Source organism: Paracoccus sulfuroxidans, from assembly GCF_007830335.1.
Classification (GTDB): Bacteria; Pseudomonadota; Alphaproteobacteria; order Rhodobacterales; family Rhodobacteraceae; genus Paracoccus; species Paracoccus sulfuroxidans.
This window is the reverse complement of sequence record NZ_VLKU01000009.1, coordinates 1-13,300: the sequence shown is the minus strand read 5'-3', so window position 1 is coordinate 13,300 and position 13,300 is coordinate 1. Positions and strand designations below refer to the sequence as shown.

General features: G+C 64.9%; 12 protein-coding genes. 10 read left to right on the top strand and 2 right to left on the bottom strand.

Features of this window, described 5'->3' with window-relative positions; all coding sequences use genetic code 11:
• The first annotated feature begins 5 nt into the window (after positions 1 to 5).
• Genes IQ24_RS14325 through IQ24_RS14315 form a run of 3 tightly spaced genes read left to right on the top strand, consistent with a single transcriptional unit; the run spans position 6 to position 4,182 of the window.
• Positions 6 to 1,043 (top strand): zinc-dependent alcohol dehydrogenase, encoded by a 1,038-nt coding sequence (locus IQ24_RS14325; RefSeq protein WP_145398971.1) that lies wholly within the window; start codon positions 6 to 8, stop codon positions 1,041 to 1,043.
• A gap of 27 nt (positions 1,044 to 1,070) precedes the next feature.
• Complete coding sequence (locus IQ24_RS14320) at positions 1,071 to 2,570, top strand: aldehyde dehydrogenase family protein (RefSeq protein WP_242008203.1); 1,500 nt, start codon at positions 1,071 to 1,073, stop codon at positions 2,568 to 2,570.
• 10 nt (positions 2,571 to 2,580) lie between these two features.
• Positions 2,581 to 4,182 carry a GMC family oxidoreductase gene (locus IQ24_RS14315; RefSeq protein WP_145398970.1) on the top strand — a complete coding sequence of 534 codons (1,602 nt, stop codon included), beginning with the start codon at positions 2,581 to 2,583 and terminating at the stop codon, positions 4,180 to 4,182.
• Positions 4,183 to 4,221: 39 nt separating this feature from the next.
• Here the strand turns inward: IQ24_RS14315 and IQ24_RS14310 are convergent, their stop codons facing one another.
• Positions 4,222 to 5,040, bottom strand: coding sequence for an aldo/keto reductase (locus tag IQ24_RS14310; protein ID WP_145398969.1), 819 nt, complete (start codon positions 5,038 to 5,040; stop codon positions 4,222 to 4,224).
• A 126-nt stretch (positions 5,041 to 5,166) separates the two neighbouring features.
• Between IQ24_RS14310 and IQ24_RS14305 the strand changes: the two genes are divergently transcribed.
• Positions 5,167 to 6,738 carry an acyl CoA:acetate/3-ketoacid CoA transferase gene (locus IQ24_RS14305; protein ID WP_145398968.1) on the top strand — a complete coding sequence of 524 codons (1,572 nt, stop codon included), beginning with the start codon at positions 5,167 to 5,169 and terminating at the stop codon, positions 6,736 to 6,738.
• Positions 6,735 to 7,535 (top strand): enoyl-CoA hydratase/isomerase family protein, encoded by an 801-nt coding sequence (locus tag IQ24_RS14300; RefSeq protein ID WP_199756584.1) that lies wholly within the window; start codon positions 6,735 to 6,737, stop codon positions 7,533 to 7,535. Before IQ24_RS14305 ends, IQ24_RS14300 begins: the two co-directional genes overlap by 4 nt.
• A gap of 89 nt (positions 7,536 to 7,624) precedes the next feature.
• Here the strand turns inward: IQ24_RS14300 and IQ24_RS14295 are convergent, their stop codons facing one another.
• Positions 7,625 to 8,641, bottom strand: a complete 1,017-nt coding sequence (locus IQ24_RS14295) for an aldo/keto reductase (RefSeq protein ID WP_145398967.1) — start codon at positions 8,639 to 8,641, stop codon at positions 7,625 to 7,627.
• Positions 8,642 to 8,799: 158 nt separating this feature from the next.
• Here IQ24_RS14295 and IQ24_RS14290 point away from each other — a divergent pair, with 158 nt between their 5' ends.
• From IQ24_RS14290 to IQ24_RS14270, 5 genes are all read left to right on the top strand, one after another.
• Positions 8,800 to 9,942: an acyl-CoA dehydrogenase family protein gene (locus IQ24_RS14290; RefSeq protein ID WP_145398966.1), complete on the top strand. Its 1,143-nt coding sequence runs from the start codon at positions 8,800 to 8,802 to the stop codon at positions 9,940 to 9,942.
• Positions 9,939 to 10,706, top strand: coding sequence for a 3-ketoacyl-ACP reductase (locus IQ24_RS14285; RefSeq protein ID WP_145398965.1), 768 nt, complete (start codon positions 9,939 to 9,941; stop codon positions 10,704 to 10,706). Before IQ24_RS14290 ends, IQ24_RS14285 begins: the two co-directional genes overlap by 4 nt.
• 12 nt (positions 10,707 to 10,718) lie before the next feature.
• Positions 10,719 to 11,867, top strand: a complete 1,149-nt coding sequence (locus IQ24_RS14280; RefSeq protein WP_145398964.1) for a dihydrodipicolinate synthase family protein — start codon at positions 10,719 to 10,721, stop codon at positions 11,865 to 11,867.
• A gap of 2 nt (positions 11,868 to 11,869) precedes the next feature.
• Complete coding sequence (locus tag IQ24_RS14275) at positions 11,870 to 12,727, top strand: sugar phosphate isomerase/epimerase family protein (RefSeq protein ID WP_145398963.1); 858 nt, start codon at positions 11,870 to 11,872, stop codon at positions 12,725 to 12,727.
• Positions 12,728 to 12,746: 19 nt separating this feature from the next.
• Positions 12,747 to 13,300, top strand: a 554-nt coding sequence (locus IQ24_RS14270) for an electron transfer flavoprotein subunit beta/FixA family protein (RefSeq protein WP_145398962.1), incomplete at its 3' end; no start/stop codon positions are given.

The following is a 13,300-nucleotide window of genomic DNA, read 5'->3' as shown; positions in this document are numbered from 1 at the left end:
ATGCCATGAAAACCATGCAAGCCGCCGTCCTGACCGCTCCGCACAAATTCGAGCTGCGCGAGGTGCCGCGCCCGCAGATCGGTCCCGATGACGTGCTGATCCGCGTGATCCGGACCGGCATCTGCGGCACCGACCTTCACATGTTCCACGGCCATTATGCCGCCGACGACCTGCCGATCATTCCGGGCCATGAGTTCTGCGGCGTGATCGAGGAAGCGGGCGCGAACATGGGCCATCTGATGCAGGGCCAGATGGTGGTCGCCGACATCAACATCGGCTGCGGGCATTGCTATTGGTGCCGTCGCAACGAGGTGCTGAACTGTCCCGACATGGCACAGCTTGGCATCACCCGTGACGGTGCTTTCGCCGAATTCGTGGCGCTCCCCGGGCGGCTGGTCATTCCTACCCCCGATGACATCGCGCCCGAGATCCTTGCGCTGACCGAACCGGTCGCCTGCGTGGTTCGCGCCGCGCGCAAGGCGCAGGCCGGGATCGCGCAATCGGTCGTGGTGCTGGGGGCGGGGCCGGTCGGCAACCTGCATGTGCAGATGATGCGGCTTGTGGGGGCCGCGCCGATTATCGTGGCCGATCTGTCGGCAGAACGCTGCACGATGGCCTTCGACGCAGGTGCCGATGCCGCGATCAGCGATCCCGCGCAACTGAAAACGACGGTGCTCGAGTTGACGGATGGCCGGGGCGCGGATCTGGTGATCGAAAGTGTGGGTCACCCGGCGCTTTACGCCACCGCGTTCGACCTGATCCGCAAGGGCGGCCATGTCGCCTTCTTTGGCCTGACCGGCCCGGAAGAGGCGGTGCAAGTGCCGATCCTGCGCACGATCCTTGAGGAAAACAGCTTGAAGGGGTCCGTCGCGGGCATGGGGCAGGACATGCATGACGCGCTGGCCCTGCTGGTGCATGGCCGGTTCCGCACCGAGGCCTTCACCAGCGCCTCATATCCGCTGGAGCGGATCCAGGAGGCGTTCGAGACGCTGGCCGAGCGGCCCGCCGATCTCAAGACCCAGATTGTCATTTCGCAGAACTGACACCCCAGAATTTCCAAGGAACCCGATATGATGGACCAGATCGCCCGCACCCTTTCCCTGCCAGAATCGCCGCGCGAGTTCGGCTTTTTCATCGACGGCGAATGGCGTCATGGCCGTGAGATGGCGGAACAGCGCTCGCCCGCGCATGACGTGCCGGTGACGCGGGTGGCGCGCTGCACCACGGACGACCTGAATGATGCGGTCGCTGCCGCTCGCCGCGCCTTCGAGGATCGCAGCTGGGCCGGGCTTTCGGGCGCCGATCGTGCGGGCGTGCTGTTGCGCGCTGCCGATATCCTGCGCCGCCGCCGGGACGAGGTCGCCTATTGGGAGGTGCTGGAGAACGGCAAGCCCATTGCGCAGGCCCGCGCCGAGATCGAAGGCTGCATCGCCTGTTTCGAGACCGCCGCAGGTGCCGCGCGTCTGCTGCATGGCGACAGTTTCAACTCTCTGGGCGATGGGCTGTTCGGCATGGTCCTGCGTGAGCCGATTGGCGTCGTCGGGTTGATCACGCCCTGGAACTTCCCCTTCCTGATCCTGTGCGAGCGGGTGCCCTTCATCCTCGCTTCGGGCTGCACGATGGTGGTGAAGCCCTCCGAGGTGACCAGTGCCACGACGCTGATCCTGGCCGAGATCCTGACCGAGGCGGGGCTGCCCAAGGGCGTCTACAACGTCGTCACCGGATCGGGCCGGACGGTCGGGCAGGCCATGGCCGAGCATCCGGATATCGACATGCTGTCCTTCACCGGCTCGACCGGGGTGGGGCGGTCCTGCGTCCATGCCGCCGCCGACAGCAACTTCAAGAAGCTGGGGCTGGAACTGGGCGGCAAGAACCCGATCATCGTCTTTGCCGATTGCGACCTTGAGGATGCCGCCGATGCCGCAGCCTTCGGGATCAGCTTCAACACCGGGCAATGCTGCGTCTCGTCCAGCAGGCTCATTGTCGAGGCTTCGGTGGCGGATGAGTTCGAGCGGCTGCTGGTCGACAAGATGCGCCGCATCCGCATCGGCGATCCGCTGGACGAGGCCACGCAGGTCGGCGCCATCACCACGCCCGCGCAGAACGACACCATCCTGGGCTATATCGAGAAGGGCCGTCAGGAAGGCGCGCGCCTGCTGACCGGCGGCGAGGTGCTGCAGATCGGCGCGGGTCGTTTCATCGCGCCGACGCTGTTCTCTGGTGTGCGCCGCGACATGGCGATTGCACGGGATGAGATCTTCGGCCCGGTCCTGTCGTCCTTCCGCTTCGAGACCATGGACGAGGCTATCGCCCTAGCCAATGATACGGTCTATGGGCTTGCGGCATCGTTGTGGACGAAAGATCTGGACAAGGCACTGACGGTGACGCGGCGTGTCAGCGCGGGGCGTTTCTGGGTCAATACGATCATGGCGGGTGGGCCGGAGATGCCGCTGGGGGGCTTCAAGCAATCGGGCTGGGGCCGCGAGGCCGGGATCTATGGCGTCGAGGAATATACCCAGATCAAGTCGGTCCATGTCGAGATCGGTAAGCGCACGCATTGGATCGGCTGAAGGAGGCATCATGGCGCAGGGATATGATTACGTCATCATCGGCGGCGGCTCGGCGGGTTGCGTGCTGGCCGCGCGGTTGTCCGAGGACAGTCAGGCGCGGGTCTGCCTGATCGAGGCCGGGGGCAAGGATAGCAATCCGCTGATCCATATGCCGGTGGGGTTCGCCAAAATGACCACCGGGCCCTTGACCTGGGGGCTGGTGACCGCGCCACAGCGCCATGCCAACAACCGAGAGATCCCTTATGCGCAGGCGCGCGTTCTGGGGGGCGGTTCCTCGATCAATGCCGAGATCTTCACCCGAGGCCACCCGTCCGATTACGACCGCTGGGTCGAGGAGGGGGCCGAGGGCTGGGGCTCGGATGAGGTGCGGCGCTATTTCCATCGCTCGGAAGGGAACACGATCCTTTCGGGCGAATGGCACGGCACGGATGGCCCGCTGGGCGTGTCGAACCTGACGAGCCCCAATGCCATGAGCCGCGCCTTCGTGCAGAGCTGCCAGGAGGCTGGCATCCCTTATAACCCCGATTTCAACGGTGCGCGGCAGGAAGGGGCGGGCCTTTATCAGACGACGATCCGCAACAACCGGCGCTGCTCGGCGGCTGTCGGCTATCTGCGCCCGGTGCTGTCCCGCCCGAACCTGACGGTGCTGACCGGCGCGCTGGTGCTGCGGCTGGTGTTCGAGGGCAGCCGCGCGGTCGGCGTCGAATATATCGCTGGCAAGGGCGGCACTCCGGTGGTGGCGCGGGCCGGGCAGGAGGTGATCGTGACCTCGGGCGCGATCGGCACGCCCAAGTTGATGATGCTGTCGGGCATTGGCCCCGCCGATCACCTGCGCAGTCATGGCATCGAGGTGGTGCAGGATATGCCCGGCGTCGGCCAGAACCTTCAGGACCATTTCGGCATCGACATCGTGGCCGAGCTGAAGGGGCATGAAAGCCTTGACCGCTATGGCAAGCCGCATTGGATGATCTGGGCCGGGCTGCAATATCTGCTGTTCAACTCGGGGCCGGTGGCTTCGAACGTGGTCGAGGGCGGGGCCTTCTGGTATGCGGATCGGAGCGCCCCCTGTCCCGATCTGCAATTTCATTTCCTGGCCGGAGCGGGGGCCGAGGCGGGGGTGCCATCGGTGCCGAAGGGCTCTTCGGGGATCACGCTCAACAGCTATACCCTGCGTCCGAAATCGCGCGGCACGGTGACACTGCGCTCCTCCGATCCGCGCGACAATCCTGTGGTCGACCCGAACTTCCTGGCCGAGGCAGAGGATCTGCGCATCTCGGCCGAAGGGGTGAAGCTGAGCCGTGAGATCTTCAGCCAGCATTCGCTGGGGAAATACATCCGCGAGCTGCGCTTTCCCGACACGAATGTGCGCACGCAGGCGGATTACGAGGCTTATGCGCGCCAGTACGGCCGTACCTCTTACCACCCGACCTGCACCTGCAAGATGGGCCGGGACGAGATGTCGGTGGTCGATCCGCAGTTGCGCGTCCACGGGCTCGACGGGCTGCGGATCTGCGACAGCTCGGTCATGCCCTCGCTGGTCGGGTCAAACACCAACGCGCCGACGATCATGATTGCCGAAAAGGCATCTGACATGATCCGTGGTAATCGCTGAAGCGTTTTCGGGGCGCGGCCGTCGCCGCGCCCCGACGGATCAGTCCCAGACGGGCGCGAAGGGCACCCGGTCGCGGTCCACGATGCGGTAGTTCACGCGGTTCAGCGCGTCGATCTGGGCCATTTCCTCGGTCGAAAGCGTGAAATCCGTGATCTCCAGATTGGCGCGGATATTCTCCGGCTTGGTGGACATGGTGTTCATGCTGACACCCTTTTGCAGGATCCAGCGCAAGACGACCTGAGCGGCGGATTTCCTATGCGTCTGGCCGATTTCGGCGAACAGTGGATATTTGAAGACCTCACCGCGCGCCAGCGAGCAGTAGGACGAGAGCGGGATCCCGGTTTCCTCGACCGCGTCCAGCAGGCGCGACTGATCCAGCAGCGGATGAAACTCGACCTGATTGGCGACCAGCGGAGCGTCCACGATGGCCCGCGCCTGCCGCATCATCGCAACCGTATAGTTCGACACGCCGATGTTGCTGGCAAGCCCGGCGTCATAAGCCTTCTGCAACAGCTTCAGCGAGGGCGTGATCTCGCCCCCGGCGGGCGGCCAGTGCAGCAGCAGCACGTCGACCCGGTCGACCTGAAGGGCGCGCAGGCTGGCCTCGACCGAGGGCAGGAAGTGCGATTCGCTGAAATTGTCGTTCTTCACCTTGGTGGTGATGCAAAACTTGTCGCGTGCAATGCCGGTCTCTTTCAGGGCGGCACCCGTTTCCGCCTCATTCTCATAGGCCTGCGCCGTGTCAAAGGTGCGGTAGCCTGCCTCGACCGCCGTATGGATGGCGTCCCTCAGGCTGTCCCCTTTCAAGGGAAACGTGCCGAATCCCTGCACGAAATCGGGTTGCAGCAGAATGTTCATCTTGGTCCTCCCCTTTCATCTTCTTGCGTTGCATAGGTCCCGGTTTTCCTCTTGTCGAGGCGGGTCGATCATAGATATATAGATAACCAGTTAGTTACTTAGACGCAATTACGAAGGAGGAGCGCAATGTCCAAAATCCGGACCGCCAGTCAGGCAGCAGAACTGGTCCGCGATGGCGCGGTGATCGCGGTGAATTCGTCTTCGGGATTGCTGTGCCCGGATCGGCTTCTGGCGGCACTGGGTGCGCGGTTTGCGCAAGATGGTGCCCCGCGCGACCTGACGACGATCCATCCCATTGCCGCTGGCGACATGTTCGGCACTCCGGGCGTCGATCACATCGCCCATCCCGGCATGATCACGCGGATCATCGGCGGCTCCTATCCTTCGGGGCCGTCCAATGCCGAGCCGCCGAAGATCTGGCAGCGCATCCTGGCGGAAGAGGTAGCGGCCTATAACGTGCCCTCGGGCGTGGTCTTCGACATGCTGCGCGAGGGCGCGGCGCAGCGCCCGGGCGTGCTGACCAAGGTGGGCATGGACACCTTTGTCGATCCCGCGCTGGACGGATGCGCGATGAATGACACCGCCCGCGCCACCCCCATCGTCCGGCGTGTGGCCTTCGAGGGCGAGGATTGGCTCTACTTTCCCGCGCTGCGCCCCGATGTGGCGCTGATCCGCGCGACGACGGCAGATGAGAATGGCAACCTGACCTTCGAGGATGAGGGCGCGACGCTGGGCGCGATGGAAATGGCGCTGGCTGCGCATAACTGCGGCGGCATCGTCATCGCTCAGGTCCGGCGTATTGCGGCGCAGGGCACGCTGAAACCGCATGATGTGAAGGTTCCGGGCATTCTGGTCGATGTCATCGTCGAGGCGCCGGATCAGCTGCAGACCACCGCGACGCCGCACGACCCGGCCATCTCGGGCGAGGTCTTCCGGCCCTTGTCGAGTTTCAGCCCGGCCGAGTTCAATCCGGGCAAGGTCATTGCCCGCCGCGTCGCGCAAGAGCTTCGGACGGGCTGGGCGGTGAACATCGGATTCGGCATCTCGGCCAATGTGCCGCGCATCCTGATCGAGGAGGGGCTGCACGGCGCGGTCACCTGGGTGATCGAGCAGGGCGCGGTCGGCGGTGTGCCGCTGCTGGATTTTAAGTTCGGCTGCGCCAGCAATGCCGAGGCCTTCGTCGCCTCGCCGCACCAATTCTGCTATTTTCAGGCGGGCGGGTTCGATTGCTCGCTGCTGTCCTTCCTGGAGATCGACGCCGAGGGTTCGGTCAATGTCAGCCGCCTTGCCGCAACGCCGCACCGGACGGCGGGCGCGGGCGGTTTCGTGGACATTACCGCACGCGCCAAGCGGATCGTTTTCTCGGGGAATTTCAACGCCGGGGCCAAGATGCGCGTCGATGCCGGCCAGCTTGTGATCGACCGCGAGGGCAAGGTGGCCAAGATCGTGCCGAAGGTTGATCAGGTCAGCTTCTCGGGTCGTCGCGCGGTGGCGCAGGGGCAGGAGGTGACCTATGTGACCGAGCGCTGCGTGTTGCGCCTGCTGCCCGAGGGGTTGGTGGTGACCGAGATTGCGCCGGGCATCGATCTGCAACGCGACGTGCTGGATCAGGCTGCGACGCCGCTGCGCGTGGCGGCGGATCTGAAGCAGATGGATGCGGCGCTGTTTCGCGATGCCCCGATGGGGCTGTCACTGTGACCGTGGACCCGCGTCTTGACCTGTCCATCAACGCGGGCATCGCGCGACTGACCATTCGTCGGCCCGATAAGCTGAACGCTTTGGATGCCGATATGGTCGAGGCACTGCTGCCGCTCTGCCACCGGATCGAGCGATCCGATGCGCGGGTGGTGATCCTGACAGGCGAGGGTGGGCGCTCATTCTGCGCAGGCGGCGATATCGCCGCCTGGTCGCAACTGCCGCCAGACGATTTTAGCCGCCACTGGCTGCGCGACGGCCATGCCGCGTTCGACGCGCTGGCCCGTCTGGTGCAGCCGGTGATCGCCGTGCTGAACGGGCATTGCCTGGGCGGCGGGCTGGAACTGGCCGCCTGCGCCGACTATCGGCTGGCCGAGGCGCATGTCCGGATCGGCCTGCCCGAAACCTCGCTGGGCATCATTCCCGGCTGGTCGGGCACGCAGCGTACGGTGCGGCGCTTCGGCGCGGGTGTGGTGCGGCGCATGGCGCTTTTCGGCGAGGTTTTCGACGCGGAGGAGGCGCAGCGCCTTGGGCTGGTCGATCAGGTGGTTCCGACAGGCGAGGGCATGGCTGCCGCCGAGGCGCTGGCCGCGAAGGTGACCGCCCGCGCGCCGCGTGCTACCGAAATCACCAAGATGCTGATCAACGCGGCGGAAGGTGAGGAACGCGAGCGCGTGCTTGAGGTGCTAGCGGGCGGCGTGGCTGCTGCCTCCAGCGATCTGCGCGAAGGGCTTTCGGCGTTTCGCGAGAAACGACCCGCAAGGTTTGATAGGATCAGCGGGTCACAGAAAGCCGAGTGAAGGCCGAGGAACAAGATTCCCTTGCCGGGCTGTTTGGTGCGGCTGATCACGTCAAGGGGTGCCGGTGGCGACACCGGCGCCCCTCAGGTTCAGGCAGGAACCGGGGCATCCTCGCGCAGCAAGCCCTTTCCTTTCAGCGCCACCCAGAAGTCGACCGGGATGGGGTGCTGGAACCACGCGAGGTTCTGATCGAGTTGCTCGACGGTGCGCGTGCCCGCGCAGAAGGCAGGAACAGCCGGATGCGCCACGACGAATTGCAGCGCCGCCGCCGCCAGAGGCACGCCGTATTCGGCGCAAACCGCCTCGATCTTCGCCACCCGGTCCATGATTTCAGCCGGGGCAGGGGCGTAGTTGTATTTCGCGCCCGGTGTCGCGCCCGTGGCGAGGATCCCCGAGTTGAAGCCGCCACCCACGACCACCGCCGCGCCGCGCGCCTCGCAGAGTGGCAGGAATTCATTGAGCGCGTCTTGCTCCAGCAGCGTATAGCGACCGGCCAGCAGGAAGCAGTCGAAATCGCGCTGCTTCAGCGCCTCATGGCAGACCTGCCATTCGTTCACGCCGACACCGATGGCCTTCACGACCTTCTCGTCACGCAACTGGGCCAGGGCCTTGTAGCAACCGTCCATCGCCTGCCGGAACACTTCGGGCTGCGCGGCGCCGCGCGTATAGACGTCGATGTCATGGATGAAGAGGATGTCGATATGCTCCAACGCCAGCCGCTGCAGGCTGTCCTCGAATGAGCGCATCGTGCCGTCGTAGCTATAATCGAACTCCATCTCGAAGGGCGCCGCATTGACCCAGGGCGCGAAGTCGATGCTGTCGCGCCGCGCCGGGCGCAGCAGGCGGCCAACCTTCGAGGACAGGACGTAGTCGTCGCGGTTGCGCCAGCGCAGGGCCTCGGAGGTGCGCAGCTCGGACAGACCATGGCCATACATTGGCGCGGTGTCGAAATAGCGCACGCCCGCATCCCAGGCGTGATCGAACATGGCGCGCGAGGTTTGGTCGTCGATCTCGCGGAAGATATTGCCGACCGGCGCGGTGCCGAAGGCGAAGCTGGTCACCTCCAGATCCGTGCGGCCGAATTTGCGTGTGTCGGATGGCGTCATCAGCTTCCTCCCTTAAGTAACTATTCAGTTATAAATGGCATGAGCCAGCATCGCGGATCAAGTGGATTTCCAAACCACTGTCGGTTTTGGCGCTTGACGCATTGAACTCGCCTCAAATAAAGTAACCGGATAGTTACATACCGGGAGGGGATTCGAGAATGTATCTGAGCGATACCCAGTTGCAGGTGCGCGACATGGCCCGCGCTTTCGCCGATGAGGTCATCCGGCCTGCCGCCGAGGCGCTGGACCGTGACGAGCGTTTCCCGGCCGAGATCTATGACGAGATGGCGAAGCTGGGGCTTTTCGGCATCGGCGTGCCGGAAGGCATGGGCGGGCCGGGCTTTGACACCCTGACCTATGCCGTGGTGATGGAAGAGCTGTCGCGCGGCTATGCCAGCGTCGCCGATCAATGTGGTTTGCTGGAACTGATCTCGACGCTGCTGGTGCGCCACGGGACCGAGGCGCAGCGCAAGCTGCTGCCTGGGATCCTCTCGATGCAGCAGAAGGTGGCCTATTGCATCACCGAACCCGAGGCCGGGACCGACGTCTCGGGCATCCGCACCACGGCCGAGCGTGATGGCGACGGCTGGGTGCTGAACGGAGGCAAGATCTGGATCCACAACGCGCCCGTCGCCGATCTGGGCTTCGTTCTGGCCCGCACCGACAAAGAGGCGGGCAATCGCGGCATGTCGATTTTCATCGTCGATCTGCATGCGGCGGGGGTCGAGCGTGGCCCCAAGGAGCACAAGATGGGTCAGCGCGCCAGTCAGGTGGGGGCGCTGAACTTCACCGATGTGCGGCTGGGTGCGGATGCGATGCTGGGCGAGGCCGGGCGCGGCTTTCACATGATGATGAGCGTGCTGGACAAGGGCAGGGTCGGCATTGCCGCGCTGGCCGTGGGTATCGGTCAGGCGGGGCTGGAGGCCGCGCTGGACTATGCCGGGACGCGCAAGCAGTTCGGCAAAGAGATCGCCGAGTTCCAGGGTGTGCAATGGCTTCTGGCCGACATGGCCAAGGATATCGAGGCCGCGCGGCTGCTGGTTCATTCGGCGGCGTCCAAGATCGACCATGGTCAGGACGCGACCAAGGCCTGCTCGATGGCGAAATGCTTTGCGGGCGACATGGCGGTGGCGCGCACGGCGGATGCGGTGCAGGTCTTCGGCGGCTCGGGCTATATCCGTGGTTTCGAGGTCGAGCGCCTCTATCGCGACGCCAAGATCACCCAGATCTATGAGGGCACGAACCAGATCCAGCGCATGATCATCGCGCGGGAACTGCTGAAGAAGGGCGCGCAGGCATGAGACAGGTCGCCCTTGTCACCGGCTCATCGCGTGGGATCGGTCTGGCTGCTGCCGAGGCACTGGCCCGCGAAGGTTTCGCCGTCGCCGTGAATGGCCCCGCCGATGATGCCGAATTGCAGGCAGCGGTGGCCCGCATCGCCGCTCTGGGCGTGCCGACCGTCGCAGCACCCTTCGATGTGACGGATATTGCCGGACATGACGCCGCACTGCACCGGATCGAGGAGGCGCTTGGACCCCTGACCACGCTGGTCAACAATGCGGGCGTGGGTGTGATGCAGCGCGGCGACCTGCTGGAGGTCAGCGAGGCCAGCTGGGACCGCTGCCTCAGCGTCAACAGCAAGGCGATGTTCTTCCTGTCGCAAGCCTTCGCCCGTCGCCTGATGGCGCGAGAGCGCCCCGCGTCGCTGTTTCATTCCATCGTCAATGTCACCTCGTCGAACGCGGTGGCGGTGGCGGTGCAGCGGGCGGAATATTGCGCCTCGAAAGCCGCTGCCGCGATGGTGTCGAAGGCGCTGGCCGTGCGGCTCGGCCCCGAAAACATCGCCGTCTATGACGTGCAGCCCGGCCTGATCGCGACCGAGATGACCGCGCCCGTGATCGACGGCTATCGCCTGCGCGCCGAGGCCGGTTTGACGCTGTTTCCCCGCGTGGGCCAGCCCGAGGATATGGGCGCCATCATCGCATCGCTGGCCTCGGGTCGGCTTCCCTATACCACCGGACAGGCGATCTCGGCTGATGCTGGGATGCTGGTTCCGCGTTTCTGAAAAGGCGCTGCCATGAAGATTGCACTTCCCGATGCCGAAGGCCGCATGGCCGATTACATGCTGAACGGTACGCCCATCGCGCAGGCCGTGCTGCCCGCCAACCCCGCCCGCATCGTCTATTCTGCCGCCCATGTGGTGGCCGACCCCTTCACCGCCAATGATCCTTCCGGGCGCGCGGCGGTGGATTGGGATAAGACCATGGCCTTCCGTCGCTATCTTGCAGGCCTTGGTCTTGGCATTGCCGAGGCGATGGACACGGCGCAGCGCGGCATGGGCCTTGACTGGCCGGGCGCGCTGGAGCTGATCCGGCGCACCAGGGCTGAACTGCCCGAGGCGCTGGTTGGCAATGGCTGCGGCACCGATCATCTGGTCCCGGCCGACGCAAAGACGCTGGACGATGTCATCCGCGCCTATCTGGAGCAGGTCGAGGCGATCCAGGCGGTCGGTGGCCGCATCGTGCTGATGGCCAGCCGCGCGCTGGCCCGCGTCGCCACCAGCCCCGAGGATTACCTGCATGTCTATGGCCGGGTGCTGTCGGCCTGCGATCAGCCGGTCATCCTGCACTGGCTGGGCGAGATGTTCGACCCGGCGCTCGCGGGCTATTGGGGCGGCGCGGATTTCGACGCCACGCTGGAAACCGTTCTGGCGGTGATCGAACAAAACCTCGCCAAGGTGGACGGCATCAAGATGTCGCTCTTGGACAAGGACAAGGAAATCACCCTGCGTCGCCGCCTGCCTGCGGGCGTGAAGATGTATACCGGCGATGATTTCAACTATCCTGAACTGATCGAGGGCGATGAGCAGGGCTTCAGCCATGCGTTGCTGGGCATCTTCGACCCGCTGGCCCCCGCCGCCGCCTTCGCGGTGAACCGGCTGGCGGAAGGCGACAAGGCCGGTTTCCGTGCCACATTGGACCCGACCGTGCCGCTGGCCCGCACCATCTTTCGCGCACCGACGCAGTATTACAAAACCGGCGTGGTTTTCCTCGCCTGGCTGAACGGCTTTCAGGATCACTTCATCATGCTGAACGGCCATCACGCCATGCGGCCCTTGCCCTATTTCACAGAAGTCTTCCGGCTGGCCGATGGCTCGGGTCTTCTGCGCGATCCGGAACTTGCGGTGCGGCGGATGAAATCCCTGCTGGCGGTCTATGGGGCCTGATGATGCGCGATTTCAGTCGTGACATCTCGGCATTGGCCCTGAACACCGCCACGCTTGGGCATAATGTCGAGGGCGCAGGCGCTGGCTGGTCGCCCGAGCGCACCATCGACGCCTGTGCCGCGCGCGGCTATGGCGGCATCGTCTTCTGGCGGCGCGAGATTGGGTCCAATGCTGCCAGAATCGCCGCCCATGCCCGTGCTGCCGGACTGGCAGTTGCGGGGCTCTGCCGAACGCCCTTCCTCGTCGGTCCCCTCGCGCCGCAAGGTCGTCAGGCGGTAATGGACGACTTCCATGCCTCGATCGACATGGCCGCCGAACTCGGCGCGCCTGTCCTGACCATCGTGACCGGCGGGGTTGAGCCCGGCACCCGCGGCATTGCCGACAGCCTGCGGATCGTCACCGACCGCGTGGCCGAGGCCGCGCCCTATGCCGCCGCGCGCGGCGTCAGGCTGGCGCTTGAGCCGCTCAATCCGGTCTATGGCGGCAATCGCTCTTGCCTGACCACCCTGCGCGATGCGCTGGACATCTGCGATGCCATCGGCGCGCCGAACCTTGGCGTGGCGGTCGATGTTTATCATGTCTGGTGGGACACCGATCTGCCGCGTCAACTGGCCCGCGCGGGCGGTCGCATTCTTGGCTATCACCTCTGCGACTGGCTGGCCGATACCTCGGACGTGCTTCTGGATCGCGGCATGATGGGCGATGGCGTGGCCGATCTGAAGGCCATCCGCTCAGCGGTCGAAGCGGCGGGCTACAAGGGCCTCTGCGAGGTCGAGATCTTTTCGGCAGGTAACTGGTGGAGACGCGATCCGGGTGAAGTGCTCGACACCATCGTCACGCGCTTCCGCTCTGTCTGCTGATCAAAATCAAGAGGAAATCATGAAGGTTCTCGTGCCAGTGAAGCGCGTGATCGACTACAACGTGAAGGCCCGTGTTAAGGCTGACGGTTCGGGTGTCGATCTTGCGAACGTGAAGATGTCGATGAACCCCTTCGACGAGATCGCGGTGGAAGAGGCGATCCGTCTGAAAGAAGCGGGTAAGGCCGAAGAGGTCATCGCGATCTCGATCGGTGTGAAGCAGGCGCAGGAAACGCTGCGCACGGCGCTGGCGATGGGCGCGGACCGGGCGATCCTGGTGGTCGCGGCCGATGATGTGCATCAGGACATCGAGCCTCTGGCGGTGGCCAAGATCCTCGCGGCGGTGGCGAAAGCCGAGGGCACCGAGCTGATCATCGCCGGCAAGCAGGCGATCGACAATGACATGAACGCGACCGGCCAGATGCTGGCGGCGCTGCTGGGCTGGGGTCAGGCGACCTTCGCCTCGAAGCTGGAGATCGACGGCGGCGCGGCGAAAGTCACCCGCGAGGTCGACGGCGGGTTGCAGACCATCGAGGTCAAGCTTCCGGCCGTGGTCACCGCCGACCTGCGCCTCAA

Bases quoted from the DNA above. Each gene is read 5' to 3' on its own strand.
- IQ24_RS14275 (WP_145398963.1), top strand. From the start codon at position 11,870: ATGCGCGATTTCAGTCGTGACATCTCGGCATTGGCCCTGAACACCGCC.
- IQ24_RS14285 (WP_145398965.1), top strand. From the start codon at position 9,939: ATGAGACAGGTCGCCCTTGTCACCGGCTCATCGCGTGGGATCGGTCTG.
- IQ24_RS14325 (WP_145398971.1), top strand. From the start codon at position 6: ATGAAAACCATGCAAGCCGCCGTCCTGACCGCTCCGCACAAATTCGAG.
- IQ24_RS14290 (WP_145398966.1), top strand. From the start codon at position 8,800: ATGTATCTGAGCGATACCCAGTTGCAGGTGCGCGACATGGCCCGCGCT.
- IQ24_RS14305 (WP_145398968.1), top strand. From the start codon at position 5,167: ATGTCCAAAATCCGGACCGCCAGTCAGGCAGCAGAACTGGTCCGCGAT.
- IQ24_RS14315 (WP_145398970.1), top strand. From the start codon at position 2,581: ATGGCGCAGGGATATGATTACGTCATCATCGGCGGCGGCTCGGCGGGT.
- IQ24_RS14310 (WP_145398969.1), bottom strand. From the start codon at position 5,040: ATGAACATTCTGCTGCAACCCGATTTCGTGCAGGGATTCGGCACGTTT.
- IQ24_RS14295 (WP_145398967.1), bottom strand. From the start codon at position 8,641: ATGACGCCATCCGACACACGCAAATTCGGCCGCACGGATCTGGAGGTG.
- IQ24_RS14320 (WP_242008203.1), top strand. From the start codon at position 1,071: ATGATGGACCAGATCGCCCGCACCCTTTCCCTGCCAGAATCGCCGCGC.
- IQ24_RS14280 (WP_145398964.1), top strand. From the start codon at position 10,719: ATGAAGATTGCACTTCCCGATGCCGAAGGCCGCATGGCCGATTACATG.